Origin of the sequence: Amycolatopsis sp. NPDC102389, assembly GCF_044765885.1 — a bacterium.
Classification (GTDB): Bacteria; Actinomycetota; Actinomycetes; order Mycobacteriales; family Pseudonocardiaceae; genus Amycolatopsis.
Genome location: NZ_JBIWKX010000006.1, coordinates 46,667 through 73,127, shown reverse-complemented (window position 1 = coordinate 73,127; position 26,461 = coordinate 46,667). Strand labels below are relative to the sequence as shown.

Here is a 26,461-nt window from a genome sequence, read left to right as displayed (position 1 = left end):
GATGCTGATCGAACTGACCGCGGCGCAACACGAGTTGCGCTCCGAACTGCGCGAGTACTTCGCCGGATTGGTGAGCGCCGACGAGCGGCACGCGATGCTGCGGGAGCGGCACGGCCCGGTGTATCGCGAGATCGTGCGGCGGATGGGTCGCGACGGCTGGCTCGGCGTCGGCTGGCCGGAACAGTACGGCGGCCGGGGTTTCGGCGAGATCGAGCAGCACATCTTCGTCGACGAGGCCGCCCGCGCCGACGTCCAGTTGCCGTCGGTGACCCTGCAGACCGTCGGGCCCACGTTGCAGGCCTTCGGCACCGAGGAGCAGAAATCCCTGTTCCTGCCCAAGATCCTCGCCGGTGAAGTACATTTCGCCATCGGCTACACCGAACCCGACGCGGGAACGGATCTCGCCGCGCTGCGTACGACGGCGGTGCGCGAAGGGGACGAGTACGTCGTCAACGGCCAGAAGATCTTCACCACCGGCGGGCACGACGCCGACTACATCTGGCTCGCCGTCCGCACCGCGCCCGACGCGCCCAGGCACAAGGGCATCTCGATCCTCATCGTGGACACCCGCGATCCGGGCTATTCGTGGACGCCGATCATCACCTGCGACGGCGCGCACCACGTGAACGCCACCTACTACTCGGACGTGCGAGTTCCCGCGAACATGCTGGTGGGCAAGGAGAACGAGGGCTGGCGGCTGATCACCACCCAGCTGAACCACGAACGCGTCATGCTCGGCCCCGCCGGGCGGATCGGCGGTCTCCACGACCGCGTCCGCGAATGGGCGGCGTCGAGGAAGGCACCGGACGGCACGCCGTTGCTCCAGCTGCCCGACGTCCGGGCCGTCCTGGCGGAAACCCTGGCGACCGCCCGGATCAACGAGCTGCTGAACTGGCAGGTCGCGGCGTCGTCGGCGACCGGACCGGTGGCGGTGGCCGACGCGTCGGCCACCAAGATCGTCGGCTCCGAACGCATCCAGCGGCTGACCAGGAAACTGGAGGAGATCGTGGCGCGACACGGCGATCAGGCCGACGCCGAAACCGCGGAACTGGCGCGGTGGCTGGACGTGGTGGCCAAACGCAATCTGGTGCTGACCTTCGGCGGGGGCGTCAGCGAGATCCAGCGCGAGCTGATCGCCACCGCCGGACTCGGGCTGCCGAGGGTGCCGCGATGAGCATCCAGGAAGCCGCAGAACGCATCGCCGCGCGCGGGGAATCCGCGCCGAGGGCCGCCCGCGACGCGGTCAACCAGGCGATGGTCAACAACTGGGTCGAAGCCATCGGCGACCACAATCCCGTTTACGTCGACGAAGAGTTCGCCGCCAAGAGTGTCCACAAGGGACTCGTCGCGCCGCCCGCGATGGCGCAGGTGTGGACGATGGGCGGGCTGCACTGGACGAGGGCGTCGGACGATCCACTCGGCGCGATGATGGAGGTGCTCGACGAAGCCGGGTTCACCTCGGTCGTCGCGACGAACTCAGAGCAGAACTACTTCCGGTATCTGCGGCACGGCGAACGCGTCGCCGCGACCGCGAAGCTCGAAAGCGTCGTCGGGCCCAAACGTACCGCGCTGGGCGAAGGCTGGTTCGTCACGACGAAGACCACCTGGTACGTCGGCGACGAAGCCGTCGCGGACATGGTGTTCCGGGTGCTGAAGTTCCGTCCGCCGGGCGCCGAGCCCGCCAAAACGGCCGCGCCCGTGTTGCGGCCAGTGATCAGCAAGGACACCGAATTCTTCTGGGCGGGCCTGCGGGAAGGCGAGCTGCGGATCCAGCGGTGGGGTGAGACCCTGCGGCATCCGCCCGGCCCGATGCCGCCGGACGGCGACTTCGACGCGAAGCCGGACTACGTCGTCGCGTGCGGTCGCGGCACGGTCTACAGCTACGTGGTGCACCACCATCCGAAGGTCCCCGGCAAGGAACTGCCGTTCGTGGTCGCGCTCGTCGAACTGGAAGAGGGCGTCCGGGTGATGGGCGAGCTGCTCGACGCCGATCCCGAATCCGCCCACATCGGACTCCCGGTGGAGGCGGCCTTCGTGAAGATCGACGAGGAACTGACGTTGCCCGCTTGGAGGGTCGCGCGATGAAGGACTGTCCGGTCGGCACCGAGCTGCCGCCGCTGAAGATCGAGGCCACCCCGACGTTCGTGGTGAGTACCGCGCTGGCGACGCGGGATTTCCAGGACGTCCACCACGACCGGGACGCGGCGGTGCAGCGCGGGTCCAAGGACATCTTCCTCAACATCCTCACCGATACCGGTCTGGTGCAACGGTTCGTCACCGATTGGGCGGGGCCGGAGGCGTTCGTGCGGTCGATCAAGATCCGGCTCGGCGTGCCCTGCTACGCCTACGACACGCTGACCTTCACCGGACAGGTCATCGAAAGCGACGGCGACGACGTGGTGGTCTCGGTGTCCGGTGTGGACAGTCTCGGCGAGCACGTGGTGGGAACCGTGGCCCTGACGCTGGGAGGCGAACGATGACCCTGTCCGGGCGGGCGGCCATCGCCGGGATCGGCGCCACGGAGTTCTCGAAGGACTCCGGGCGCAGCGAGCTCCGGCTGGCGGCGGAAGCGGTTTCGAGCGCGGTGAAGGACGCCGGGCTCACTCCGTCCGATGTGGACGGTCTGGTGTCGTTCACCATGGACGGCAACAGCGAGATCGCCGTCGCACGGGAGCTCGGCATCCCCGAGCTCAAGTTCTTCAGCCGGATCCACTACGGCGGCGGGGCCGCGGCCGCGACCGTGCAGCAGGCCGCGATGGCCGTCGCGACCGGGGTCGCGGACGTCGTCGTCGCGTACCGGGCGTTCAACGAACGGTCCGGGACGCGGTTCGGGCAGGTGTCCTCGGCCGCGGCTGGGCAGGTGAACTCGTCCGGCGTCGACAACGCGTTCCATTACCCGATGGGCATCGCGACCCCGGCCGCGACCGTCGCCATGCTCGCCCGGCGCTACATGCACGAGTACGGCGCGACCAGCGAGGACTTCGGCCGGGTGGCCGTCGTCGACCGCGCCCGCGCGGCGACGAACCCGAAGGCGTGGTTCTACGGCAAGCCGATCACCCTCGAAGAGCATCAGGCCTCGCGCTGGGTCGCCGAACCGTTGCATCTGCTGGACTGCTGCCAGGAGAGCGACGGCGGGGTGGCACTGGTGATCGTCAGCGCCGAGCGGGCGCGCGACCTGCGGTACCGGCCCGCCGTGATCGCGGCGGCCGCGCAGGGGAGCGGGCCGGACCAGTACGTGATGACCAGCTACTACCGCGACGATCTCCCGGCGCTGCCCGAGATGGGCGTGGTGGGACGGCAGCTGTGGGAGCAGTCCGGCCTGGGCCCCGGCGATATGGACCTCGCCGTGCTGTACGACCACTTCACCCCGTATGTCCTGATGCAGCTGGAAGAACTCGGCTTCTGCGGGAAGGGCGAGGCCAAGGACTTCATCGGCGGGGGCACCCTGGAACTCGACGGGAAGCTCCCGCTCAACCCGCACGGCGGACAGCTCGGGGAGGCCTACATCCACGGGATGAACGGGATCGCCGAAGGTGTCCGTCAGCTCCGGGGCGACGCCGTCAACCAGGTCGACGGGGCCGCACAGGTGCTGGTGACCGCGGGCACCGGCGTACCCACGAGCGGATTGGTGCTGACCGCGGGCTGAGATCACCTCAATGCCCGATGGTGTACTAGAGCGGTACCTGCCACGGTGAAGGGGTTACCGGCCGGGAGGTGCCATGTCTGGACCAATCGTCGTCGCGTGGACCCTGACCGCGGTGTTCGCCGCGCTCGTCCTGCCCTGCGTGCTGAGACTCGTCCGCTCGGACTATCGCGGCCAGGGCACGGCGGTCCGCAACGGCGACCTGGCCGAACTGCTGCTCGTCGTCGCCATGGTCGCGATGCTGTCCCCGGTCGGCGGCCCGATCCCCGCGGCCGGCTGGCAGGCGGTGCTGGCGCTGACGGCCGGCTGGTTCGCCGTCTCGTGGTGGAAGGGGCGGCGCTCCGGCCACACGTCGTGCGGGCATCACGCCGTGTCCGCCACCGCGATGCTGTTCATGGTGACGTTCATGCCGCACAGCGAGGTGAGCCACGGGCCGTGGCTGGTGATGTCCGGCCCCGGTGGCACTTCCGCGCTGTGGCTTTCGCTGCTGTTCGGCGGCGTGGCCGCGTACTTCGCGGCGGACGCCGTACGCGCCGGGGTGCTGGCGGCGCGGGGCGCCTCGGCCTCCGGTCAGACGTCGCGGCGGGTGTGCCGGGTGATCATGGGGCTCGGGATGGGCTACATGCTCCTGGGCGCGGCGGTCTAGCGGCTCAAGGGGACACGGCGGACGACGCCGGCCTCGGCGGTGCCCGCGTCCGGCAGGCCCTCGGCCGGGTTGTCCGACGCCCACTTGCGGGCGTCGGCGATGTCCTTGTTGAGCGCGACGATCAGCGCCTCCGACGACGGGTACGCCTCCTGCTCGCGCAGGTGATGGCCCAGCCACACGGTCAGCACCTCGCCGTAGAGGTCGCCGCTGAAGTCCAGCAGATGCGCCTCGACGAGCCGGTAACCGTCCGCGCCGTAGTAGGTCGGCCGCCTGCCGACCGAGACCGCGGCCGCGATCCGGGTGCCGTCGGCGCGTTCGGCCCAGCCCGCCCACACTCCGTCGCCGACTTGGCCGTCTTGGTCGCGCAGCGCGATGTTGGCGGTCGGGAAGCCCAGTTCCCTGCCCCGCTGATCGCCCTTCTCCACCTGGCCGCGGACCACGAAGTACTCCGTCGTCATGCCGCTCCCGTCCCTGCCGTCACGAAAGCCATGAATACCACGCCTCGCTGCCGAGGTCGACCGCCGTCCACGCCGCGAGAGTGTCCACTGTGTACTCGGTCACGTGGTCGTGACGAGCCGGTACCCCAGGTCGAGTTCCGTCCGGCCGAGCAGTCCGACGTGATGCCGGTGCCAGTGCCCGTCCGCGAGATCGGCGCGCAACCGCTCGACCGCCGTCGCGACGACGTTCTGGTCCAGCAGGGCCACCCCGGACATCCCCGCGCGCACGCGCTCTGACAGGTAGGCCTCCGGCCTGCGCCAATACGCGCCGAGGAATCCGTCCACGCAGTCCGATGGCACCGGCAGGGGTGCGACCGTGGGCGTCAGGCCCGCCTCGGTCAGCTCTTCGACGACGCGGTCGAGACAGGCCAGCCGGCTTTCGTGTTCGGCGATCTCCGGCAGATAGTCCCGCACCAGCCAGAACCGCGCGAACACCGCCTGATCCCAGGTCACGATCACCTGGCGGCGGGAAACGCGCCGCAGCTCGGCCAGCCCGGCGGTCACATCGGTCCAGTGGTGGACGGTGAGCACCGCCAGCGCGGCGTCGAAGGCACCGTCGGCGAAGGGCAGCCCTTCCGCGCACGCCTGGACGGCGGGGGCCGCGGTGGCGGGACGCTGCGCGATCATCCGCCGCGACGGTTCGACGGCCACCACGTCGCGGTCTTCCGGCTCGTAGGAACCGGCTCCGGCGCCGACGTTGACCACCGAGCGCGCGTCGCCGAGGGCCGCGGTGACGGCGGCGGCGACGCGGGGGTCCGGGCGTCTCGATCGCGCGTAGTCCCGGCCGAGTTCGGCATACGGGTCCGAGATCAAGGGGCGCACCTGCCCGAGTCTAGCCAGAGCCGCTATCTGCGGGAACGATGATTCAGTCTGTCGTGGTCAAGAAAGTGTCGGAAAGGACGGGTGCGTCGTCCCGGTCCGGCGCGGTGGTCGCGATCAGCAGCCCGGCGGGCTCGCGCCAGACCCGGGTCCGCAGCGGTTCGCCGGGGAAGACGACGCCGGCGAACTTGGCCGAGAACGACGCGACGCGGGCGGTGTCGCCGTCGAGGAATTCGTCGGTGACGGCCTTGGCGATGACGCCATAGGTGCACAGGCCGTGCAGGATCGGCTTGTCGAACCCGGCCGCCGCGGCGAACGCGGGATCGGCGTGCAGGGGGTTGCGGTCCCCGCAGAGCCGGTAGAGCAGCGCCTGTTGCGGCAGCGTCGGGGTGTCGATGACGGCGTCCGGCTCCCGCGACCGGCGTTCGATCCGGTCGGACGGGCCGCGTTCGCCGCCGAAACCTCCTTCACCGCGGGCGAAGATGCTCGACCGCAGTGTCCACAGTGGAGTCCCGTCGGAGTCGGTGGCGACCGTCTCGTTCACGATCACCGCCGCCTTGCCCTTGTCGAAGACGTCGACGATCCGCGTCCGCGCCACGGCCTTCCCCGAGACCGGGATGGGCCGGTGCGCGATCACCTCCTGCTTGCCGTGCAACACTTTCCCGAGGTCGACCTCGACGCCGGGGAACGAGACCGCCGGCGGTTCGAACACCCGCAGGTTCGCGGCCACGGTGGCGAACGTCGGCAGCACCTGGAGCCCGTCCTCGTAGGTGTAGCGAAGTTCGCGCGGGCTCATCGGATCCGCGCCGGCGCCCAGCGCCAGGTGGTAGAGCTGCACGTCCGACGCGGTCCAGGCGAAGCTCACCTCGCCGAGGTCGGCGCCGATCGCGACCGAAGGATCGATGGGCACGGAGACTCCTCAGATGCTGTGGGTTTGTTCGGGACAGGGCGAACTCGCGTGTCCGAAGGCGGAACTCGCGTGATCAGAGCCGGAACTCGCGTGATTGAAGGCGGAACTCGCGGGTCATGTGTCATTCGGCTCCAGACACGCGAGTTACGGCTCCAGACACGCGAGTTACGGCTCTGGACACGTGTGTCGTCCGGCTGGAAGCCTTCGCGTCTCCACAGACCGACCGAGGAAACCATCGGCACCTCCTACTCGTAGGTGACGGTGACCTCGTCGGTCAGCGGCAGGGACTGGCACGCCAGCACGATGCCTTCGGCGATGTCGTCGCCGTCGAGGACCTCGTTGTTCAGCATCTTCACCTCGCCGGAGGTGACTCGGCACGCGCACGCGCTGCACTGGCCCTCGCGGCACGAATACGGCGCGTCGAAACCCTTTTCCAGCAACAGGTCCAACAGTTTCGTCCGACGTGGCCAAGCGAGCTTCTTCGTCTCCCCGTCGAGGGTGACGTCGAGCGACGCCGGGGTCTCGGCCTCTTCGACGGCGACGGGTTCGGCCGCCTCGAACGGATTCCCGCCCAGGGAAAGGAACCGCTCCAGATGGATCCGCTTGCGCGGCAGGCCGAGGTCCTTGAGCACCGTGCGCGCCGCGTCCATGAACGGGCCCGGACCGCAGATGAACGCCTCGTGCGCGGTGTACGGCGCCACCAGCGCGCGCAGGTGCGCCTCCGTCGGCAGCCCTTGCAGGCTCTCCAGCCAGTGCACGACGACCAGCCGGTCCTGGTACCGGGCGGCGAGGTCCGTCAGCTCGCGCGCGAAGATCACCGACCGCTCGTCGCGATTGGCGTACAGCAGCACCACCTTGCCGGTGCCGTGCGCCAGCGCGGATTTGAGGATCGACATCACCGGCGTGATACCGCTGCCGCCCGCGAGCAGCAGGAAGTCCTCGTCGAGCGACGCGGGGCTGAACACCCCGGCCGGCGGGAGGACCTGGACCTCTTGGCCAGCCTGGAGGTTGTCGCAGAGCCAGTTCGACCCGTAGCCGTCGGCGGTGCGTTTGACGGTGACCTGCACCCGGTTCTCATGCGGCGCGCTGGACAGCGAGTAGCAGCGGGCCACCGAACCGGTCCGCTCGCTCGGCACGCGAACGGTGAGGAACTGCCCTGGGGCGTAAGCGAAAACTGAGACGTGCTCGGCCGGGATCTCGAACACGATCGAGCGCGCGTCGGCCGTCTCGGCGATCACCTCGGCCACGGTCACGGTGACGGGACCGCTCATTCGGGCACCTCCAGCAGGCCGTCCTTCAACGCGGCGTCGATGCTTTCGCTGAGCTTGCCGCAGGTGTCGAGCAGCGCCGTCTGCGCCCCGGAAGCCTTCTGCTCGGCGAACACCGGGCAGCTGCGGGACGCGTCCGACGTCCACTGGATGCTGGTGTGCTGCATGCTGTTCTTCTTGACCAGCACGCAGGTTCCGCACGCGCGGCAGCTCAGCGGCCGCAGCCCGGCGGTGAGGAATTCGACGGTCTCGGGCTTCACACCCCGGCCTCTTCCGCCTGCTGCCGTGCCAGGTTCTCGGCCACCTCCGCCGCCCAGACCTCGTTGGCGCGGCTGGTGTCCACTTCGAACTCGAACCGGCGGGTCATGTCCTCGGTGACGTCGGCCGCGTCCACATAGAACTGGTCGTACCAGCGGCGCAGCTGGTACACCGGCCCGTCCTCCTCGCACAGCAACGGGTTGTCGATGCGGGTCTTGTTGCGCCAGATCTCGACGTCCTGCAGGAACCCGACGCCGATGCCCTTGGCGAACTTCCCCGCGATCTTGTCCGCGTGCTCGTCCGAGACGCCCTCGAACTTCTTCACGCTCACGCCCCACTGCAGCACGAACGAGTTCTCGGTGACCGGGTAGTGGCAGTTGATCAGCACGTTCTCGATCTCGAAACCCTGGTACGTGTTGAGCAGCTTGTTGATCATGTACGACGGGCCGAAGTACGACGCCTCGGACCGCAGCAGGTTCTCCTCGCCGCCGTAGTTCGACGCCATTCCCTTGTCCGGGCGGCCCTTCGTGTTCAGGTACTGCGTGGCGATATGGCCCTCGAACACGTTCTTGAAGTAGGTCGGGAAGGCGTAGTGGATGTAGAAGAAGTGCGCCATGTCGACCATGTTGTCGATGATCTCGCGGCAGTTGGAGCCCTCGATGAGCACCGAATCCCAGGTCCAGTTGCTCCACTCGCCGGTGAACACGCCCTCGATCCGCGGGATGACGACGTCTTCCGGCGGCGGGTTGCCCTCCGGGTCGTGCCAGACGAACAACTGCTTGTTCTCCTCCAGCACCTGCCACGACTTCGTCCGCGCCCGCAGCGGAACCCGTTTGGCGTAAGGGATGGAGACGCATTTGCCGTTGCCGTTCCAGCGCCAGTCGTGGAACGGGCAGGCGATCTCGTCGCCCTTGACCTCGCCCTGGGTGAGGTCGCCGCCCATGTGGCGGCAGTACCCGTCGAGCACGTTCAGCTTGCCGGACGAATCGGCGAAGACCACCAGTTTCGTCCCGAACGCCGTGATGGCGTGCGGTTTCCCGTCGCGGAACGACTCGGCGAGGCCGAGACAGTGCCACCCGCGCGCGAACCGCGAAGGGGGCGCGCCCGCGTCGATCTGCCGTACGGATTCCGTCGTCATCGGCTGCCTCCCGCTTTGGTGTGATCTTGCTGCGCGAGGTGCTCGGCCGCAAGGTAGCCGAACACCATCGCCGGGCCGATCGTCGCGCCGGGGCCCGCGTAGGTGCGGCCCATCACCGCGGCGCTCGTGTTGCCCGCCGCGTAAAGCCCGTCGATGACCGACCCGTCCTCGCGCAGGACGCGCGCGTGCGGGTCGATCCTCAAACCGCCCTTGGTGCCCAGGTCACCGGGCACGATCTTCACCGCGTAGTACGGCGCGACGTCCAGCGGACCCAGGCTCGGGTTGGGTTTGTTCCGCGGGTCGCCGTAGTAGTGGTCGTACGCGCTGCGCCCGCGGTGGAAGTCCTCGTCCACGCCGCTTTTCGCGAAGCCGTTGAACCGGCGCACGGTGTTCTCCAGCGCGTCGGGCGGGACCTCGATCCGCTCGGCGAGTTTCGCGATCGTGCTCGCTTTGACCGCGATGCCCGCTTTGAACCAGCGGCCGGGCAGCGGCTGGCGCGGGCCGAGGCCGGTGAACATGTACCGGTTGCGGTTGCGCTGGTCGAACACCAGCCAGGTCGGGATGTTCTCGCCGGGACCGTCACCGTCGCCGTACATCGCGTGCACGGCCTCGACGTACGGCGCCGACTCGTTGACGAAGCGTTCGCCCCGCGCGTTGACCATGAGGCAACCCGGCCGCGACCGCTCGGCGAGCGCGAACCACGGGCCGCCGGTGAGCGGGATGGACGGCCCCCACCAGGCGTCGTCCATCAGGTCGACGGCCGCGCCGAGTTTGAGCCCGGCGTCGATCGCGTCGCCGGTGTTGGCCTCGGCGCCGACGGTCCACTCCGTACCGATGGGCGCCCGCTGGTACTTGACCCGCATCTCCTCGTTGCGCTCGAATCCGCCCGCGCCGAGGACGACGCCGAGCCGCGCGCGGATCGTCTTCTCCTCGCCCTCGTGGCGGACGACGACGCCGGTCACCCGGTCGCCTTCGATCTCGAGATCCACCAGGGGAGTGTTCAGCCAGACGGGGACTTCCGCCCGCCGAAGTCCTTCGCGCAGACCGGCCGCAAGCGCTTGCCCCATGGACAGAAGCCGCTGGCGGCGGATCCGGCCCGCCAGCCAGCGGCCACCGAGGCTCAGCACGCGAAGGATGCCGCGCGGGTGGCGGGCGAGCAGGCTCAGCCACCGGTAGTCCGCCTGGGTGATCGGAGCGCCCAGCGGGGGAGCGCTGTACGGCGGCTCCAGATTCGCCAGCTCCGGACCGAGCAGGTTGCCGTCGAGCGCGGCCGGCTCGACCGACCGGCCGCCGGCGCGCCCGCCGGGAGCCTCCGGGTGGTAGTCCGAATAACCGCGGACCCAGCGGAAGCGCAACGGTGTCTTGTCGCAGACGAAGGACAGGACCTCGGGGCCGCGGTCGAGGAAGGCCGACCGGAGTTCGGCGGGGACCACGTCACCGACGATCGCTTCGAGGTATTCGCGCGCCCGCTCCGGGGATTCCTCGATCCCGGCCGCCCGCAGCGCGTGGTTGCCGGGGATCCAGACGCCGCCGCCGGAGCGCGCGGTGGAGCCGCCGAAGTGGGCGGCCTTCTCCACGACCAGGACCTCGAGTCCCCGGTGGGCTGCGGACAGTGCGGCGGTCATCCCGGCGGCACCCGTGCCCGCCACGATCACGTCGAACTCCATACGCCCCTCACCTGAAACACGTTGTAGGAAGCATGTAGCAGCATCCGCGCTGCTCCAGTCACCATAGACGAGAACGTGTTCTAGTTCTAGGGTGGGCCCATGGACTCCCTCGTCGCGGATGTGGTGATCGTGGGTTTCGGTGCGGCGGGCGCGTGCGCGGCGATCGAAGCGGCCGACGCCGGTGCCCGGGTGCTCGTGCTGGACCGGTTCTCCGGCGGTGGCGCGAGCGCGGTCAGTGGCGGTGTCGTCTACGCCGGGGGCGGGACGGCGCAGCAGCGGGACGCGGGTGTCGACGACAGCGTCGACGCGATGTACGACTACCTGCGGCTCGAGGTCGGCGACGTCGTTTCCGAGGAGACCCTGCGGCGGTTCTGCGCGGGCAGTACGGAGATGATCTCCTGGCTGGAGGGCAACGGTGTCCCGTTCGAGGGGAGCCTGTGCCCGTACAAGACGTCGTATCCGAGCGACAAGCACTATCTGTATTACTCGGGCAGCGAGGCGGCAGGCGGCTTCCGCGACGCGGCCAAGCCCGCGCCGCGGGGGCATCGTGTGAAGGGGCCCGGCACTTCCGGGAAACTGCTGATGAAACGCCTGATGGAGGCCGTCCGGAGCCGCGGGATCCAGGTGCTGCCGCAGACGGCCGCGCGGAACTTGATCGTGGACGACGACGGGACCGTGACCGGTGTCGTGGTGTCCACCCTGCGGGACGCTCCCGCTCGCGTGCGGGCCACGCATCGGAGGCTGTCCGCGTATGCCGCGAAACCGGGGATCTACGTGCCGTCGCTGCGGAAGTCGTTGCACCGGCGGGCGGAGCGGATCGAACGCCGATATGGCCGTGAGCTGCGGATTTCCGCTATCCGCGGGGTCGTCCTCGCGGCGGGCGGGTTCATCGCGAACCGCGAGATGGTGCGCGAACACGCGCCCGCGTATCGAGGGGGACTGGCGCTCGGGACGTCGGCCGACGACGGATCCGGCATCCGGATGGGGATCGAGGCGGGCGGGGCGACCGCCGAACTCGGGCGGATCTCCGCCTGGCGGTTCATCACGCCGCCGTCGGCGTTCCTCGGTGGCCTGCTCGTGGACGAGACGGGCGGCCGGATCATCGACGAATCCCGGTACGGCGCCGCCGTCGGCGAACGCATGATCACCGAGCACGGCGGACGCGGCTGGCTCCTGGTCGACGACGCCATCGTCCAGGAGGTCAAACGGGACGCGCGCGGGCAAAGTCAATGGTTCCAAGGACTTCAGGTGCGGTACCTGCTTCGGCAACGGGTCGTCGCAGGGTCGCTCGACGAGGTCGCGCGCAAGGCGGGCGTCGATCCCGGCGGGCTGGCCGCCACTGTCGAGGCCGCTCGTTCCGGAGCGGATCCGGCGGGCAAACCGGCGGAATTCGCTCGGCCGCTGGATCGGGCGCCGTACTCGCTGATCGACGTTTCGATCAAGCCGAACCTCGGCTATCCGTGCCCGATGCTGACCCTGGGCGGCCTGGTCGTGGACGAGGAGACCGGCGTCGTCCGGTCCGGGGCCGGTGTCCCGATCCGCGGTCTGTACGCGGCGGGGCGGACCGCGGTGGGAATCTGTTCTAGGTCTTACGTGAGCGGCCTGTCGCTGGCCGACTGCGTGTTTTCCGGTCGGCGTGCCGGACTGCACAGTGCGCTCGACCGGGGATCGGTCGACAAAAACGAGAACGTGTTCTAGTCTTGGATCCGGTTCACGGAGTATGTCGAGAGAGGGAACGCATATGAGCGAGCACGCCGCGCAGGACGTGATCGCGGGGATCCGGGAGCTGCTGCCGGTCCTGCGGGAACGGGCGCAGGAGGCGGAGGACGCCAGGCGCGTTCCCGAAGAGTCCGTCAAATCCCTGCAGGAGACCGGGTTCTTCAAGATGCTGCAGCCGAAGACGTTCGGTGGCCTCGAAGCCGACCCGGTGAGCTTCTACACCGCGGTCAAACTCGTCGCGAGCGCCTGTGGGTCCACCGGCTGGGTCGCCTCCATCCTCGGCGTCCACCCGTGGCACCTCGGCCTGTTCGAGGCGCAGGCGCAGCAGGACGTCTGGGGTGACGACAGCGACGTCCGGATCTCCTCGTCGTACGCGCCGATGGGCAAGGCGGACGTCGTCGACGGCGGCTACCGGCTCAGCGGGCGCTGGAGTTTCTCCTCCGGCTGCGATCACGCGACCTGGGTGCTGCTGGGCGGGCCGACGTTCAAGGACGGCAAACCCGTCGACTTCTGCACCTACCTGGTGCCGATCTCCGACTACACGATCGAAGACGTCTGGGACACCGTGGGCCTGCGCGGCACCGGGTCCAACGACATCATCGTGAACGACGTCTTCGTGCCGAAGCACCGTGCGCTGAGCTTCATCGCGACGTCGAAGTGCAAAACGCCGGGGCAGGAGATCAATCCCGGGCCGCTGTACAAACTGCCGTACGGTTCGGTGCATCCGAGCACGATCACCGTGCCCATCATCGGGATGGCGCAAGGCGCGTACGACGCGCACGTCGAGTACCAGGGCAAGCGGGTCCGCGCGGCTTACGCGGGCGAACAGTCCAAAGAGGACCCATTCGCGAAAGTGCGGATCGCGGAGGCGGCGAGCGAGATCGACGCGGCCTGGCTCCAGCTGACGCACAACATCGACGAGCTGTACCAGCTGGCGTGCAAGGGCGAGAAGCTGCCGTTCCCCACGCGGCTTCGGGTCCGCCGCGACCAGGTTCGCGGCACGGAACGCGCGATCTTCGCGATCGACCGGCTTTTCGAGAACTCCGGCGGGCGAGCCCTGCAGGCCGGAACCCCGATCCAGCGTTTCTGGCGCGACGCCCACGCCGGCCGGGTGCACGCGGCGAACGACGCCGAGCGCGCCTACGTCATGTTCGGAACCGGCGCCTTCGGGCTGCCCGTCGAGAATGCGATGGTCTGATGACCGAAGCCAAGTACGTCACCGTCCAAGATGGACTCAAGCTGCATTACCACGAGGCGGGCGGGGAACATCCGGAGACGGTGATCCTGCTGCACGGCGGCGGGCCCGGCGCGTCGGCGTGGAGCAACTTCGGCCGCAACCTCCCGGTGTTCGGCAAGAACTACCGGACGCTGGCGATCGACCAGCCCGGGTTCGGCCGGTCGGACAAACCGACCGAGCACCCGCAGTACTTCCGGCACAGCGCGGACGCCGTGGTCGGGCTCATGGACGAACTCGGCATCGAGCGGGCGCATTTCGTCGGGAACTCGCTCGGCGGCGGGACTTCCGTGCGGCTCGCGCTCAACCATCCGAAGCGCGCCGGACGGCTCGTCCTGATGGGGCCGGGCGGGCTGAGCGTGAACCTGTTCGCGCCCGATCCGACGGAGGGCATCAAGAACCTCGGCCGGTTCAGCGCTCCGCCCGGGCCGAGCCGCGAGAAGCTCGAAGCCTTCCTGCGGATCATGGTGCACGACCAGTTGCTGATCACCGACGAACTGATCGACGAGCGGTTCGCCGCCGCGAGCGCGCCCGAATCCCTCGCCGCGATGAAGGCGATGGGGAAGTCGTTCGCCCAGCCCGACACCTACGAAGAGGGCATGCTGTGGCGCGAGGCGCATCGCCTGCGCCAGCGAGTACTCCTGATCTGGGGCAGGGAAGACCGGGTCAATCCGCTCGACGGCGCCCTGCTCGCGCTCAAAACGATCCCGCGTGCCCAGCTGCACGTGTTCGGCGGCTGCGGGCACTGGGCGCAGCTGGAGAAGTTCGACGAGTTCAACCGGTTGGCACTCGACTTCCTGGGAGCCTCCTGATGGGTATCCGTTCGCTCGCTTACTTGCGTATCGAAGCCACCGACATGGCCGCGTGGCGCGAATACGGGCTGAAGGTCCTCGGCATGGTCGAGGGTTCCGGCACGAATCCGGAAGCGCTTTACCTGCGCATGGACGACTTCCCGGCGCGGCTCGTGATCTTCCCCGGTGAGCACGACCGGCTCGCGGTGGCCGGCTGGGAGGTCGCCAACGCCGGCGAGCTCGACGAGATCCGGGCGTCGCTCGACGCGCACTCGGTGCCGTACAAGGAAGGCACGCCGGATCAGCTGGCCGATCGCCGTGTCGACGGTTTGGTGTCCTTTGAGGACCCATCGGGCAACACACTCGAAGTGTTCCACGGCGTCGCGCTGCAACATCGGCGCGTGGTGAGTCCCTACGGGCACAAGTTCGTGACCGGGGAACAGGGGCTCGGGCACGTCGTACTGTCCACCCACGACGATGACGCGTCCTTGCGGTTCTACCGTGATGTGCTCGGGTTCCGGCTGCGGGACTCGATGAAGTTGCCGCCGCAGATGGTCGGCAGGCCCGCCGACGGCGCGCCGGCCTGGCTGCGGTTCTTCGGCTGCAACCCGCGGCACCACAGTCTCGCGTTCCTTCCGATGCCGACTCCCAGTGGCATCGTGCACCTCATGGTCGAAGTGGAGAACACCGACGACGTCGGCCTCTGCCTCGACCGGGCCATCCGCCGGAAGGTGCCGATGTCGGCGACCCTCGGGCGGCACGTCAACGATCTGATGCTCTCGTTCTATATGAAGACCCCCGGCGGCTTCGATGTCGAATACGGCTGCGAGGGGCGTCAAGTGGACGACGAGAGCTGGATCGCCCGAGAGAGTACGGCGGTTTCCTTGTGGGGACACGACTTTTCGGTCGGTGCCCGGCCGCCCGGGCAGTCGTGACCCCGGTGACGGACCTCGGCGCGGACATCGATCCGGCGCGGTTCCGCACGGTGCTCGGGCATTTCTGCACGGGTGTCGCGGTGGTGACCGGGCACGACGGCACGGCGCCGGTGGGCTTCGCGTGCCAGTCGTTCGCGGCGCTCTCGCTGGATCCGCCGCTGGTGCTTTTCTGTCCTGCCAAGACTTCCCGGACGTGGGCGGTGCTCGCCGAGTCCGGCCGGTTCGCCGTCAACGTGCTCGCCGAAGACCAGCAAGACGTCAGCGCGGTGTTCGGCGCGCGGGGCGCGGACAAGTTCGCGTCGGTCGACTGGGCTCCCGCCCCGTCCGGATCTCCTTTGCTGACCGGGGCTTTGACGTGGATCGACTGCACGCTCGAAGCCGTGCACGAGGCGGGGGACCATTACGTTGTCGTCGGCCGGGTCACCGCGCTCGGGGAACCTTCCGACGAGCGGCCGCTGCTGTTCCACCGTGGGCGGTACACGGTGACCGAACCGGTGACGGACGCGCTCGCCGCGCTCATGCCTTGGCCGCGTCCGGACGATTGGCTCTGATCGGCTCGCCAGCTTCGTGCAGGCTCCGCAACGCGAGCGAGTACGACTCGATGAGCCCGGTCTCGTGATACGGGACGCCGATTTCCGCGCAGTATTCTTGGACGATGGGCCGGGCGCGGCGAAGATGCGGCGACGGCATGCTCGGGAACAGATGGTGCTCGATCTGGTAGTTGAGCCCGCCGAGCGCGACGTCGACGACGCGGCCGCCGCGGACGTTGCGGGACGTGAGCACCTGCTTGCGGAGGAAGTCGAGTTCCGTGTCCCCGGACAGGATCGGCATCCCCTTGTGGTTGGGCGCGAAGATCGATCCCATGTAGACACCCCACAGTGCTTTGTGGACGATGAAGAAGACGAGCGCCTTGCCGGGGGAGAGAACGACGAGCAGCGCGCTGAAGTAGAGCGCGAAATGCGCCAGCAACAGGGCCGCTTCGAGCCCGCGCCGCCGGAGTCCCGACTTCGAAACCGCGCGGATACCGGAGAAATGCAGGTTCAGGCCTTCGAGGGTGAGCAGCGGGAAGAAGAGGAACGCCTGGTAGCGGCCGATGAACCGGGGGAGGCCCTTGCTGGCCCTCGCCTGCTCCTTCGACCACACGAGGATGTCCGGGTCGACGTCGGGGTCGAGGTCCTCGTGGTTCGGGTTGGCGTGGTGGCGGGTGTGCTTGTCCATCCACCAGCCGTAACTCATGCCGACGCCGAGGTTTCCCGCGATCCGGCCGGCGATCTCGCTCGGGCGGCGGGTGCGGAACACCTGACGGTGCGCGAGATCGTGCGACAGCAAGGCGATCTGGCCGAACATCACCGCCTGGAAGACGGCGATGCCCAGTTGCCACCAGGAATCCCCGATCGCGAAGAACGCGATCCAGCCGGAGACGAAGAGGGTGGCGACCAGGCCGATGCGGAAGGTGTAGTAGCCGGGGCGGCGGTCGAGGAGGCCCGCTTCGCTGACGCGGCGGGACAGGCGGGCGAAATCGCTGCCTGTGCGGAGGTTTGCGGTCACCATGGTGAGTCTGGTTCGGGGCGGGGGCGGGGTGAATGTGGTGCGCCGGTGGGTTGATCCGGGGGTTGGCCCTACCCTGGGGTCGTGATGTTCACGGGGCGGATGTGGTACCTACGGGTCGAGTGGGCGCACGAGTTCGCCGAGGAACCTGTGGAGATCCTCAGTGAGGTCGGTCTCGACGGCTATGAGCGCCGGAAAGTGGAGCGGTTCCGGGACGGCAGGCTCGGTTGGGCCGACGAGGAGCGCGAGGTCGGTGGCACAGGTCTGGGAGAGGTCCCCGTTCCTCCTCTTGCCGAGATCAACGCGCAGCGGGAGTTCGTGGCGTCGAGGATCGGTGGCGACGAGTTCGAGCGGGCGTGGAGGCGAGCGCTCGGTGGGCGTCCGGATTCGGAGCCGTGATGATGGCGGGTTGTCTTGACGGCCGATCCATATGGCGATGACTTCCATCGTCAAGCCATCATGGCCGCTATCCAATGTGGTGCATTGACTGTTCGCTCCAAGCTCCTTGGGTGCAAATGGTCAGTGCACCGGCTGGGGATAATGATCGTTCTGGGTAGCTGGCGCGTATTCCTCACGATCGCACGGCCGAGAATGTGGCCCCACGGCTGGCCGCCAAGATGAACACCTTGCCTGACGTTTTCAAGAACAGCGTCACCTGGGATCAGGGCGGCGAGATGGGCAGCCATAAGAAGTTCACCATGGCCACCGGCATGCCGGTGGCCATTGCAGACGAACTCAACGACCGGCCACGGCAGACGCTGGGCTGGCTCAAGCCGATCGAAGCGTTCAGCAAAGTATTGCCAGACTAGAGGCGGTGCACTCACCAGTTGAAACCACCGTCGCATTTCAGTGGTGATCGAACTCGTGTTCGAGTATGATCATGGTCATGACCCAGTCTCTTGCTTTTAATCCGAAAGCCGCTCGTCTTCTGGATGCCGCGTGTGACGAGGAGTTGGTGCTTCGTCGTGCGCAGGGGCGGCAGGTGCGTTCGATAGCGGGGTTCGCCGTGGTGGGTGGTTCGCGAAGATCGGTGACCGAGGAGGTCGCGTTGGCCTTCTCGGTCTCCCGTAATCACGCGTTCCTGTTGGTGGAGACCTCGTGTGCCTTGGTGGCCCGGTTGCCGAACACGTTGGCGGCGCTGGAAAGAGGTGATATCGATCTGTTCAAGGCGTCGAAGGTGGCCCAGCTGACGCGTGAGGTGTCCGATGAGGTCGCCGCACAGGTGGACGCGTGGATGGCCAAGCGTCTCGCCGGCCGTGATCCCGGGGCGATCCGGAAATCGGTGGATCGCGCGGTGCAGAAGTTCGACCGTGCCGGCTATGAGGAACGGGCCGCGGCCAAACGCGCGTTACGGCATGTCTCGCTGGAACACGAGGACGAGACCATGTCGAAACTGTCGGGCTGGCTTCCCGCCGAGGTCGCCAGTTCGATCTACGCGTCGCTGAGCCGAGCGGCCACGGTGCGCCGTCAGAGCGACACATCCCGGACGCTGGATCAGCACCGGGCCGATATCTTCGCCGAGCGGCTCCTGGCCGAGGACGGTCACGGCACACCCCGCGCGCATGTCCACGTCTATGTCGATCTGTTGACCCTGACCGGGGCCCGGGAAGACCCCGCGACCCTCGCCGGTTACGGACCCATCCCGGGCTGGCTGACCCGGGAGATCGCCGCCGACCCCGGCTCGACCTGGTCCCGGCTGATCACCGACCCCACCACCGGGCAACTCCTCGAAGCCGGCCCCGGCACCTACCGGCCCCCGGCCTCCCTCGCCCGCCTCATCAAAGCTCGTGATCGGGAATGTACTCACCCCGGCTGCCACCGCCCCGCCGAATTCTCCGAAATCGACCACATCACCACCTGGGCCCGCCACGGCGACACCGACCACCACAACTGCCACGCCGCCTGCAAAACCCACAACATGCTCAAAGAAGAACCCGGCTGGACAGCGGAACCCACCGGCAACGGCGGCACCACCATCACCACCCCCACCGGACGCACCTACACCACCACCCCCGAACCACTCCACGACCCACGCCCCGAACCGGAACCGGAGGACGACACCCCACCCTTCTGAAAGGCACGGACCTGCCTGCGGCTACCCGGACGCGTGACGGGCGGTGGCACCCGCACGCCCTGGAGCGTGCGAGGCCCAGAAACCACGTGCGTGAAGCCCCCCTTCCCTCGCTGAGCCGAGGGGAGGAGTCCTTCACGCCGCGACAACGCTGTTCCGCTAAGACCCCGCGGCAGCAGCCCGAGCGGCATCGAAAGGAGCCCGGTCGAACACGATCCGCAACTCCACGATCTTCCCCTCCCGCACCGTCAGCAGCTCGGCCCCGGGCGCGCTCGCCACCGGAAGGGTGGCCGTGTCGTACATCAGCAACGCCGTCGTCTCGTCCCCGAACGCCGAAAGCAGGGTCGACCCGGTCAGAATCTCGGTGAACGGACCCATGAACCCTCGAAACTCCTCCGCGCCGGAAAGGCGTCCGGCGGGCGCGTGACACACGATGTCGTCGGCGACGTAGGTCATCGCTTTCTCGAAGTCCTTGCCCGTCCACGCGCGGTGATAGGAGAGCGCGACATCCAAGGCGGGACTGGTCATGATGGTTCCTTTCGTCGGTCTTCATCCAGTCAGACACCATCCCCGCCCCGAAAGGAACGGTCTGTGAGCACCAGGGCAACGGACGAGCAGACTTTTCGCGAGCTCGCCGAGGCGTACCGGCACGAGCTGCACCTGCACTGTTACCGGATCCTCGGCTCCCTCGCCGACGCCGAGGACGCGGTCCAGGAGACGCTCCTGGCCGCATGGCGGGGCCTCGACGGCTTCGAGGGGCGCTCATCGCTGCGCACCTGGCTGTATCGCATCGCCACCAACCGCTGCCTCAACGCCCTGAGGGACGCGGGCCGCCGTCGCCCGCCTGAACCGGTGCCGCCGTTCGACCCGCCCGAGCCGACTCGGCGCGGCGAGGTGACCTGGCTACAGCCGTACCCCGACGAACTCCTCGAGCGCGTCGCCGACAGTGAGCCCGGCCCCGAAGCGCGCTACAGCACGAGGGATGCGATCGAGCTAGCCTTCATCACGGGGCTCCAGCTCCTCCCGCCGAGGCAAGCCGCCGCGCTCGTCCTGCGCGACGTCCTGTGCTTCCCGGCCGGTGAGGTCGCGAGCATGCTCGGTACCACCGAGACGGCGGTCAAGGGCATCCTCCAGCGCGCCCGCGCCTCCCTCGACAAGCATCGCGCCAGCGCCGGGCATCGGCCATCACCTCAGGAACGCGAGCTGACCAGGCGATTCGCCGACGCCTTCACCGCGGGCGACCTCGATGGCGTCCTCGGCCTGCTCACCGACGACGCCTGGCTCGCCATGCCGCCGGCACCGCACGAGTACCACGGTCGCGAAGCGGTCGCGGGCTTCCTCCGCGTCACCATGGCCATTCCCGTGGAGGGTTTCACCATGACGACGGCGCGGGCGAACAACCAGCCCGCTTTCCGCTGCCGCCACGGCGAGACCCCGGCCGGACTGATGGTGCTCACCCTCGACGGTGACCGCGTTCGTGCCATCACCCGGTTCCTGGATCAGAAGTAGCCCGACAGGCGACGGCAGAGCGCGCCGACGTCCACGCTCGGCGCGCCCGCCCACGAAGGACCGTCCATCCAGCCGATCTCTTCGGGCGTTCCCCGATGCCGTACGAAAACGTGCTGGTGGAAGTGCGCGACACTTCGCCCGGCGATGGCGGAGAACACGTGCTCCGGAGCCAGTTCCGCGCGCAGGCCCCGGGCCGCGCACCAGGCCGCCCGCGAAACCGCCGAGACCTCGTCCGACGTCAGTTCGTCCAGCGCCGCCACATGCCGCCGCGTCTCCACGAACAGATACCCGGGGAACTCACCCGGGCGATGCGACACGACGACGGCGGCATCCGCCCAGACGACCGGCCCGGCCAATGACCCCTCGCCCCGGTGCTTGGCACAGATCGCACACTCCACCGGCTCACGACAAGGGCGGCCGCACCCTCCCGAGGTGATCGCCGGGCGCGCCGAAAAGCCGCGCCGCGCCGTGCGCCCGCTTGAAATAGCGATGCGCCGGATGCTCCCAGGTGATCGCGATCCCGCCGTGCAGCTGGATCATCTCGCCCGCCACCGCGGCCAGCGCCTCGGAGCAATGCACCTTCGCCACCGCGGCCAGCCTGCTCGATTCCGGAGCCGCGTAGGCCGCCGAACGCGCGGTCTCCACGAGGACGTGGAGGTCCGCCATCCGATGCTTCAGCGCCTGGAACCCGCCGATCGGCCTGCCGAACTGGTGCCGTTGCTTGCTGTACTCCACCGTCAGCTCGAACGCCCGCGCCGCGGCCCCGGCCTGTTCGGCGGCCAGGACGGCACACGCGACGTCCCGTAGCGCGCCGAGGTCGACCGGGCCGAGCAGCCGGGCGGGGACACCGTCGAAACGAACCCTGGCCAGACGCCGGGTTTCGTCCATCGCCGGAGTCCGCTCCCGCCGCGCATCGGCGACTTCGTACAGCGCGCCGTCTGCCACCGCCAGGAGGATCTCGGCCTCGTCCCCGTGAAGGACATAGTGCGCCTCACCCTCCACAGTGGAGCCGACGGCGCGGCAGGCGGGAACATCCCAGCGGCCGTCGGCGTCGGTCCAGGCCACCGCGCCGACGACACCTTCGGCGAGGCGGGGGAGCAGGCGTTCGCAAGCCTCGTCGTTGCCCGTGGCCAGGACCGCGTGCACGGCGAGCACGGCCGAGCCGAGGAACGGGACGTCGGCGAGGACCCTGCCCAGTTCTTCGGCGACCACCTGCAACTCCGCCGTTCCGGCGCCGAGCCCGCCGAACCGCTCGGGTACGGCGAGCGCCGCCACGCCGATCTGTTCGCACAGTTCCGGCCAGGGATCCGCTTCCCGGTCCAGCAGTTTCCGGACGCTGTCCCGCAGCGCGTCCTGCTCGTCGGTGAACGTCATGACAGCACCCGTTCCCGGTGGAACCGCGGCGTACCCCAGGCGCCGACCAGCGCGCGGACCCTGGTCAACCGCAGCCCGAGCGCGTGTTCCGCGGTGTAGCCGATCGCGCCGTGCACCTGCAGCCCCGTCCGGGCGGCGAGGTGCGCGGCGTCGCCGCACGCCACCTTGGCCGCGGAGACGTCGCGCCGGTCCAGGGTGACGGCCGCGCCGAACAGCAGCGGCTCGGCCAGGGTGAGCGCGGTCGCCACGTCGGCGAGCAGATGCTTGATCGCCTGGTATCCGCCGATCTCGCGGCCGTACTGCTTGCGTTGCGCGGCATAGGCGACCGACGTGTCGAGCAGCCAGCGTCCCGCGCCGAGGAGTTGCGCGGCGGTGGCGAGACAGCCCAGTTCGAACGCGCGGTCCGCGTCGAGCACCGTGCCGAGATCATCCCCGGTCACCGGAGTGAACAGCCGACGCGCACTGTCCACAGAGGACAAAAGTGAGCCGGGGGTGAAGGCGTGCAGCCTGCCGTCCTCGACGGCGAGACGAGCGTCCGCGACGTCGGAATCCAAGGCGTACGGCACATGTGGCGAGTAAGCGACCGACGCCAGCGTCTCGCCGGACGCGACCGACGTCAGCAGCTCGTCGTCCAGCAATGACGGCAGGACGGCCACGGTGTCGGTCCACGGCCCGGGAGCGCAGTGGTAGCCGAGCCGTTCGAAGCCGACGGCCAGATCGACCGGGCTGGCGCCGAGCCCGTCGTACTTCTCGGGGACCGCCAGCGCCGTCACGCCGAGTTCCGCCAGGCGCCGCCAGATCTTGAGACCGGGGCCCGGATCGCCCGCCGCCCAGGCGCGGTTGGCCGAGTCGGTGTCCACACCGGACAGAAGATCGTTCAGGCTGCGGGAGAACTGCTCCTGCTCACCGGAGAGTGCGAACCTCATCGTGCCCCCTTCGGCAGGCCGAGCAACCGTTCGGCGACGATGGACCGCTGGATCTGGTCGGTCCCGCCGTAGATCGGTCCCGCCAGTGAGAACAGCCAGCCGTCGCTCCAGCCGCCCCGCAGTTCGGCGTCCGGGCCGAGGATGTCGAGGGCGGTCTCGTGGAGGGCGACGTCGAGGTGTGACCAGAACAGCTTGTTGACACTCGATTCCGGGCCGAGCTCGGCACCGTCCGAGAGCCGGGTGACCGTGCCCAGGGTGTACAGCTGGTAGGCCCGCGCGCCGATCCACGCGTCGGCGACCCTGTCCGCGGTGTGTGCCGGCCGCCCGGCGTCCTCCCAGAGCGACACCAGCCGGTCGGCGGCGGCGAGGAACCGGCCGGGACTGCGCAAGGACAGGCCGCGTTCGTTGTTCGCCGTCGTCATCGCGACCCGCCAGCCCTCGCCCGGTGAGCCGATCACGTCCTCGTCGGGGACGAAGACGTCGTCGAAGAAGATCTCGGCGAACCCCGGTTCGCCGTCCAGCTGGGGGATCGGCCGGACGGTGACGCCTTCGGCCCGCAGATCCACCATCAGATAGGTGAGGCCCTTGTGCCGCACGGACTCCGGGTCGCTGCGGAAGAGGCCGAACGCCTTGTCGGCGAACGTCGCCCGCGAGCTCCACGTCTTCTGCCCGCTGACCCGCCAGCCGCCGTCGCAGCGGGACGCGGTGCTCCGGAGGGCGGCGATGTCGCTGCCCGCCTCGGGTTCCGACCAAGCCTGCGCCCAGACCTCCGCCGAGCGCGCCATCTTCGGCAGTACACGGCGCTGCTGCTCTTCCGTGCCATGGGAGAACAGCGTCGGCGCGAGCATGAAGATGCCGTTCTGATTCACCCGCAACGGCGCGCCCGCCGCGTAGTACTCCTCCTCGAACAGCACCCATTCCAAGAGGCTCGCGTCCCGTCCGCCGAACTCGCGCGGCCACGACACGACCGACCAGCGCGCGTCCGCCAGCCGGGATTCCCACTCGCGGTGCTGTGCGAATCCTTCGGCGGTGTCGAACGATTTCAGCGGCTCGGCGGGAACGTTCGCGGCGAGCCAGGCGCGGGCTTCGTCGCGGAAGGCGAGTGTCCGCTCGTCCAGGTCCAGGTTCATCACGAACTCGCGTCCCGCATCGAGCGCGCGTCCTGCCCGCCCAAGGAGTCGCCGCCGGAAACCTCGGCGTTGTGCGCGTGCGCGAAATGGTGCAGCCCGAACACGGAGTCCATTCCGGACCGGAGCCCCATCAGATCTTCGGCCTGGTTGACGGCCTTCTTGGCAAGCGCGAGCCCCATCCGCGGCATCACCGCGATCTTCTCCGCCAGCGCCATCGTCTCGGTTTCGAGGTCGGCGCGGGGGACGACGCGGTTCAGCATGCCCCACTCCTTGGCCTGCTGCGCCGTGAAGCGTTCACCGGTGAACAGCACCTCCTTGGCCGCGCGCGGACCGAGCACCCACGGGTGTGCGAAGTACTCGACACCGGGAATTCCCATCCGCACCACGGGATCGGCGAAGAACGCGTCGTCGGAGGCGACGATCATGTCGCATACCCACGCCAGCATCAGCGCCCCCGCGATGCACGCACCTTGCACGCTCGCGATCGTCGGCTTCGGGATCTCGCGCCACCGGCGGCACATGCCGAGGTAGACCTCCGACTCGCGGGCGAAGCGCTGATCACCGCCCTCGGCGCCGACGTGATCCCACCACAGCACCGCCTTGCGCTCGAACGAGACGTCCACGTCGCGTTCCGGCGTCCCGATGTCGTGCCCGGCGGAGAAATGCTTGCCCGCCCCGGCCAGCACGATCACCTTGACCTCGGGATCGTCGACGGCGCGGGTGAAAGCGGCGTCGAGCGCGTAGGTCATCGCCGAGTTCTGCGCGTTCCGGTACTCCGGCCGGTTCATCGTCACGACGGCCACCGGCCCGCGCCGCTCGTACTCGACGGTCATCCGTTCTCCTCCCGCAACACGCGTTTCAGTACCTTCCCCGACAGGTTTCGCGGAAGTTCCGCCACGAAATCGACAAATCGAGGAGTCTTGTAATTGGCCAACCGGCCTTCGCAGTACGTCAAAACGTCCTCTTTGGACAGTTCGGCTCCCGGTTCGAGCCGGACGAAGGCCTTGCCGACCTCGCCGAGCCGTCCGTCCGGCACGCCGACGACGGCGGCTTCCGCGACACCGTCCAGACGGCTCAGTACCTGCTCGACCTCGGCCGGGTAGACGTTGAACCCGCCGCAGACGTACATGTCCTTGATCCGGTCGACGATCTTCAGATAGCCGCGTTCGTTCAGCACGCCGACATCGCCGGTGTGCAACCAGCCGTCGGCGTCGACGGCCTTCGCGGTGGCGTCCGGATCGTCGAGGTAGCCGAGCATCACGTTCGGCCCGCGCAACAGGACTTCGTCGTGCTCGCCGAGTTTCACCTCGAAGCCCGCCGTCGCGCGGCCCGAGAAGTTCGCCACCAGTTCGGCGTCGTCCTCGGGGCGGGACATCGTGGCCACCACGGCTTCGGTGAGGCCGTACGCGGTGAGCACGGTGTCGATGCCCAGGTCCGTCCGCATACGCTCGACGAGTGTCACCGGCACGGTGGCGGCGCCGGTGACGGCGAGCCGGAGGCTGGACAGCTCGTGGTTCCCGCGTTCGGGCGCCTCCAGCAGGACCTGGTAGATCGTGGGCGCGCCGGGCAGCACGGTGATCCGCTCGGTTTCGATGAGCCGCAGGGTCTCCCGGACGTCGAAGGTGCGCTGGGGCAGCAGGGTCGCGCCGCGCAGCACAGCGGCGAGGATCCCCGCCTTGTAACCGAAGCTGTGGAAGAACGGGTTGATCACGAGGTAGCGGTCTTCCTCGGTCAGGCCGCCGCACTCGCCCCAGGCTTCGGCGACGCTCAGTGCCTGCCGGTGGCTGCTCATCGCGCCCTTGCTGCGGCCGGTGGTCCCGGAGGTGAACAGGATGTCGCTGACGTCGTCCGGTTTCGCGGGACTGGCGAAGTCGCTGTCGAGATCGGCCAGCGCGTCCCATTCCGTGACGCCGTCGACGGGTTCTTCGGCGCCTTCGACAGGGATGCGCAAGACGGTGCCGGGGCGGGAAGAACCGAGATCCGCCAGCCGGTCCGTGCCGAGGAACGTGCCGGTGATCGCCAGCGCGGAGACCTTCGCGCGCTCGAGGACGTCGATGGTTTCGCGGGCGGTGAAGCGGGTGTTGACCGGGATCAGCGTCGCGCCCGCGTACAGCGCGCCGAGGCCGGCGACGACCCAGTGCCAGGTATTGGGGGAACAGATCGCGACCCGTTCGTGGCCCTCGAAGAACCGCGCCGCCTGCCGCACCCGGCGCGCGAGTTCGGCATAGGTGAGCCGTACGTCGCCGTCGACCAGCGCTTCCCGTGCGGCGAAGCGCTCCGCGGCTCTGTCGAGCGCCGCCGGGATGGTTCCTTCAGTCATCGAAGTCTCCCTAGCAAGTGCTTGGTAGGGTAGCCTACGCAGCAGGCTCTGGTTTGGC

General features: G+C 68.8%; 29 protein-coding genes. 14 read left to right on the top strand and 15 right to left on the bottom strand.

Annotation, left to right across the window (positions count from 1 at the left end; genetic code table 11):
- Nucleotide 1 precedes the first annotated feature (1 nt).
- The 5 genes from ACIRGA_RS07945 (at nt 2) to ACIRGA_RS07925 (ending at nt 4,289) form a co-directional block, all read left to right on the top strand.
- Nucleotides 2-1,174: an acyl-CoA dehydrogenase family protein gene (locus ACIRGA_RS07945; RefSeq protein ID WP_400937923.1), complete on the top strand. Its 1,173-nt coding sequence runs from the start codon at nt 2-4 to the stop codon at nt 1,172-1,174.
- Complete coding sequence (locus ACIRGA_RS07940) at nt 1,171-2,085, top strand: bifunctional MaoC family dehydratase N-terminal/OB-fold nucleic acid binding domain-containing protein (protein WP_400937920.1); 915 nt, start codon at nt 1,171-1,173, stop codon at nt 2,083-2,085. The genes ACIRGA_RS07945 and ACIRGA_RS07940 overlap by 4 nt, the downstream gene beginning before the upstream one ends.
- A complete protein-coding gene (locus ACIRGA_RS07935; RefSeq protein ID WP_400937917.1) occupies nt 2,082-2,480 on the top strand; it encodes a MaoC family dehydratase in 399 nt (132 codons plus the stop codon). Before ACIRGA_RS07940 ends, ACIRGA_RS07935 begins: the two co-directional genes overlap by 4 nt.
- Nucleotides 2,477-3,646: a lipid-transfer protein gene (locus ACIRGA_RS07930; protein WP_400937915.1), complete on the top strand. Its 1,170-nt coding sequence runs from the start codon at nt 2,477-2,479 to the stop codon at nt 3,644-3,646. Before ACIRGA_RS07935 ends, ACIRGA_RS07930 begins: the two co-directional genes overlap by 4 nt.
- Nucleotides 3,647-3,719: 73 nt before the next feature.
- On the top strand, nt 3,720-4,289 hold the full coding sequence (locus ACIRGA_RS07925) for a DUF5134 domain-containing protein (RefSeq protein ID WP_400937912.1): 570 nt from the start codon (nt 3,720-3,722) through the stop codon (nt 4,287-4,289).
- On the opposite strand, the gene ACIRGA_RS07920 is transcribed toward ACIRGA_RS07925, so the two are convergent.
- The 7 genes from ACIRGA_RS07920 to kstD all read right to left on the bottom strand — a co-directional run bounded on the left by ACIRGA_RS07920 (nt 4,286) and on the right by kstD (nt 10,846).
- A complete protein-coding gene (locus ACIRGA_RS07920) occupies nt 4,286-4,747 on the bottom strand; it encodes a riboflavin kinase (RefSeq protein ID WP_400937910.1) in 462 nt (153 codons plus the stop codon). The two genes, ACIRGA_RS07925 and ACIRGA_RS07920, sit on opposite strands and share 4 nt — an antisense overlap.
- A 99-nt stretch (nt 4,748-4,846) precedes the next feature.
- Entirely contained in the window at nt 4,847-5,599 is a 753-nt protein-coding gene (locus ACIRGA_RS07915; protein ID WP_400938210.1) for a class I SAM-dependent methyltransferase, read from the bottom strand.
- 52 nt (nt 5,600-5,651) lie between these two features.
- The gene (locus tag ACIRGA_RS07910) at nt 5,652-6,515 is read right to left on the bottom strand and encodes a MaoC/PaaZ C-terminal domain-containing protein (RefSeq protein ID WP_400937907.1); all 864 of its coding nucleotides are present in this window, start codon (nt 6,513-6,515) and stop codon (nt 5,652-5,654) included.
- Nucleotides 6,516-6,760: 245 nt separating this feature from the next.
- The gene (locus ACIRGA_RS07905; RefSeq protein ID WP_400937905.1) at nt 6,761-7,786 is read right to left on the bottom strand and encodes a 2Fe-2S iron-sulfur cluster-binding protein; all 1,026 of its coding nucleotides are present in this window, start codon (nt 7,784-7,786) and stop codon (nt 6,761-6,763) included.
- Nucleotides 7,783-8,043, bottom strand: a complete 261-nt coding sequence (locus ACIRGA_RS07900; RefSeq protein WP_400937902.1) for a hypothetical protein — start codon at nt 8,041-8,043, stop codon at nt 7,783-7,785. The genes ACIRGA_RS07905 and ACIRGA_RS07900 overlap by 4 nt, the downstream gene beginning before the upstream one ends.
- The gene (locus ACIRGA_RS07895) at nt 8,040-9,179 is read right to left on the bottom strand and encodes a Rieske 2Fe-2S domain-containing protein (RefSeq protein ID WP_400937900.1); all 1,140 of its coding nucleotides are present in this window, start codon (nt 9,177-9,179) and stop codon (nt 8,040-8,042) included. The genes ACIRGA_RS07900 and ACIRGA_RS07895 overlap by 4 nt, the downstream gene beginning before the upstream one ends.
- Nucleotides 9,176-10,846, bottom strand: a complete 1,671-nt coding sequence (gene kstD / locus ACIRGA_RS07890; RefSeq protein ID WP_400937897.1) for a 3-oxosteroid 1-dehydrogenase — start codon at nt 10,844-10,846, stop codon at nt 9,176-9,178. The genes ACIRGA_RS07895 and kstD overlap by 4 nt, the downstream gene beginning before the upstream one ends.
- A 99-nt stretch (nt 10,847-10,945) precedes the next feature.
- On the opposite strand from kstD, the gene ACIRGA_RS07885 reads away from it, so the two are divergent.
- Genes ACIRGA_RS07885 through hsaB form a run of 5 tightly spaced genes read left to right on the top strand, consistent with a single transcriptional unit; the run spans nt 10,946 to nt 16,076 of the window.
- Nucleotides 10,946-12,544, top strand: a complete 1,599-nt coding sequence (locus ACIRGA_RS07885) for an FAD-binding protein (protein WP_400937895.1) — start codon at nt 10,946-10,948, stop codon at nt 12,542-12,544.
- 43 nt (nt 12,545-12,587) lie between these two features.
- Nucleotides 12,588-13,763: a 3-hydroxy-9,10-secoandrosta-1,3,5(10)-triene-9,17-dione monooxygenase oxygenase subunit gene (gene hsaA, locus ACIRGA_RS07880; protein ID WP_400937892.1), complete on the top strand. Its 1,176-nt coding sequence runs from the start codon at nt 12,588-12,590 to the stop codon at nt 13,761-13,763.
- Complete coding sequence (gene hsaD, locus ACIRGA_RS07875) at nt 13,763-14,611, top strand: 4,5:9,10-diseco-3-hydroxy-5,9,17-trioxoandrosta-1(10),2-diene-4-oate hydrolase (RefSeq protein WP_400937890.1); 849 nt, start codon at nt 13,763-13,765, stop codon at nt 14,609-14,611. The genes hsaA and hsaD overlap by 1 nt, the downstream gene beginning before the upstream one ends.
- Nucleotides 14,611-15,525 carry an iron-dependent extradiol dioxygenase HsaC gene (gene hsaC / locus ACIRGA_RS07870; RefSeq protein ID WP_125785496.1) on the top strand — a complete coding sequence of 305 codons (915 nt, stop codon included), beginning with the start codon at nt 14,611-14,613 and terminating at the stop codon, nt 15,523-15,525. The genes hsaD and hsaC overlap by 1 nt, the downstream gene beginning before the upstream one ends.
- Nucleotides 15,522-16,076 carry a 3-hydroxy-9,10-secoandrosta-1,3,5(10)-triene-9,17-dione monooxygenase reductase subunit gene (gene hsaB, locus ACIRGA_RS07865; protein ID WP_400937887.1) on the top strand — a complete coding sequence of 185 codons (555 nt, stop codon included), beginning with the start codon at nt 15,522-15,524 and terminating at the stop codon, nt 16,074-16,076. The genes hsaC and hsaB overlap by 4 nt, the downstream gene beginning before the upstream one ends.
- On the opposite strand, the gene ACIRGA_RS07860 is transcribed toward hsaB, so the two are convergent.
- Nucleotides 16,042-17,076, bottom strand: coding sequence for a fatty acid desaturase family protein (locus ACIRGA_RS07860; RefSeq protein ID WP_400937885.1), 1,035 nt, complete (start codon nt 17,074-17,076; stop codon nt 16,042-16,044). The two genes, hsaB and ACIRGA_RS07860, sit on opposite strands and share 35 nt — an antisense overlap.
- An 84-nt stretch (nt 17,077-17,160) precedes the next feature.
- Here ACIRGA_RS07860 and ACIRGA_RS07855 point away from each other — a divergent pair, with 84 nt between their 5' ends.
- The 3 genes from ACIRGA_RS07855 (at nt 17,161) to ACIRGA_RS07845 (ending at nt 19,147) form a co-directional block, all read left to right on the top strand.
- Entirely contained in the window at nt 17,161-17,472 is a 312-nt protein-coding gene (locus ACIRGA_RS07855) for a DUF6881 domain-containing protein (protein ID WP_400938207.1), read from the top strand.
- Nucleotides 17,473-17,699: 227 nt separating this feature from the next.
- Complete coding sequence (locus ACIRGA_RS07850) at nt 17,700-17,882, top strand: hypothetical protein (protein WP_400937883.1); 183 nt, start codon at nt 17,700-17,702, stop codon at nt 17,880-17,882.
- A 221-nt stretch (nt 17,883-18,103) separates the two neighbouring features.
- Complete coding sequence (locus ACIRGA_RS07845) at nt 18,104-19,147, top strand: DUF222 domain-containing protein (RefSeq protein ID WP_400938204.1); 1,044 nt, start codon at nt 18,104-18,106, stop codon at nt 19,145-19,147.
- A gap of 156 nt (nt 19,148-19,303) precedes the next feature.
- On the opposite strand, the gene ACIRGA_RS07840 is transcribed toward ACIRGA_RS07845, so the two are convergent.
- The gene (locus tag ACIRGA_RS07840) at nt 19,304-19,672 is read right to left on the bottom strand and encodes a nuclear transport factor 2 family protein (protein WP_400937880.1); all 369 of its coding nucleotides are present in this window, start codon (nt 19,670-19,672) and stop codon (nt 19,304-19,306) included.
- A 63-nt stretch (nt 19,673-19,735) separates the two neighbouring features.
- On the opposite strand from ACIRGA_RS07840, the gene ACIRGA_RS07835 reads away from it, so the two are divergent.
- Entirely contained in the window at nt 19,736-20,653 is a 918-nt protein-coding gene (locus tag ACIRGA_RS07835; RefSeq protein ID WP_400937878.1) for an RNA polymerase subunit sigma-70, read from the top strand.
- Here the strand turns inward: ACIRGA_RS07835 and ACIRGA_RS07830 are convergent.
- Genes ACIRGA_RS07830 through ACIRGA_RS07805 form a run of 6 tightly spaced genes read right to left on the bottom strand, consistent with a single transcriptional unit; the run spans nt 20,644 to nt 26,403 of the window.
- Entirely contained in the window at nt 20,644-21,009 is a 366-nt protein-coding gene (locus tag ACIRGA_RS07830) for an HIT family protein (protein WP_400937876.1), read from the bottom strand. The genes ACIRGA_RS07835 and ACIRGA_RS07830 overlap by 10 nt on opposite strands.
- Nucleotides 21,010-21,055: 46 nt before the next feature.
- Nucleotides 21,056-22,027, bottom strand: coding sequence for an acyl-CoA dehydrogenase family protein (locus ACIRGA_RS07825; protein ID WP_400937875.1), 972 nt, complete (start codon nt 22,025-22,027; stop codon nt 21,056-21,058).
- Entirely contained in the window at nt 22,024-22,953 is a 930-nt protein-coding gene (locus tag ACIRGA_RS07820) for an acyl-CoA dehydrogenase family protein (protein WP_400937873.1), read from the bottom strand. Before ACIRGA_RS07820 ends, ACIRGA_RS07825 begins: the two co-directional genes overlap by 4 nt.
- Nucleotides 22,950-24,083, bottom strand: a complete 1,134-nt coding sequence (locus ACIRGA_RS07815; protein ID WP_400937871.1) for an acyl-CoA dehydrogenase family protein — start codon at nt 24,081-24,083, stop codon at nt 22,950-22,952. Before ACIRGA_RS07815 ends, ACIRGA_RS07820 begins: the two co-directional genes overlap by 4 nt.
- Entirely contained in the window at nt 24,083-24,916 is an 834-nt protein-coding gene (locus ACIRGA_RS07810) for an enoyl-CoA hydratase (protein WP_034317229.1), read from the bottom strand. The genes ACIRGA_RS07815 and ACIRGA_RS07810 overlap by 1 nt, the downstream gene beginning before the upstream one ends.
- Complete coding sequence (locus ACIRGA_RS07805) at nt 24,913-26,403, bottom strand: FadD3 family acyl-CoA ligase (protein ID WP_400937868.1); 1,491 nt, start codon at nt 26,401-26,403, stop codon at nt 24,913-24,915. Before ACIRGA_RS07805 ends, ACIRGA_RS07810 begins: the two co-directional genes overlap by 4 nt.
- Nucleotides 26,404-26,461 lie beyond the last annotated feature (58 nt).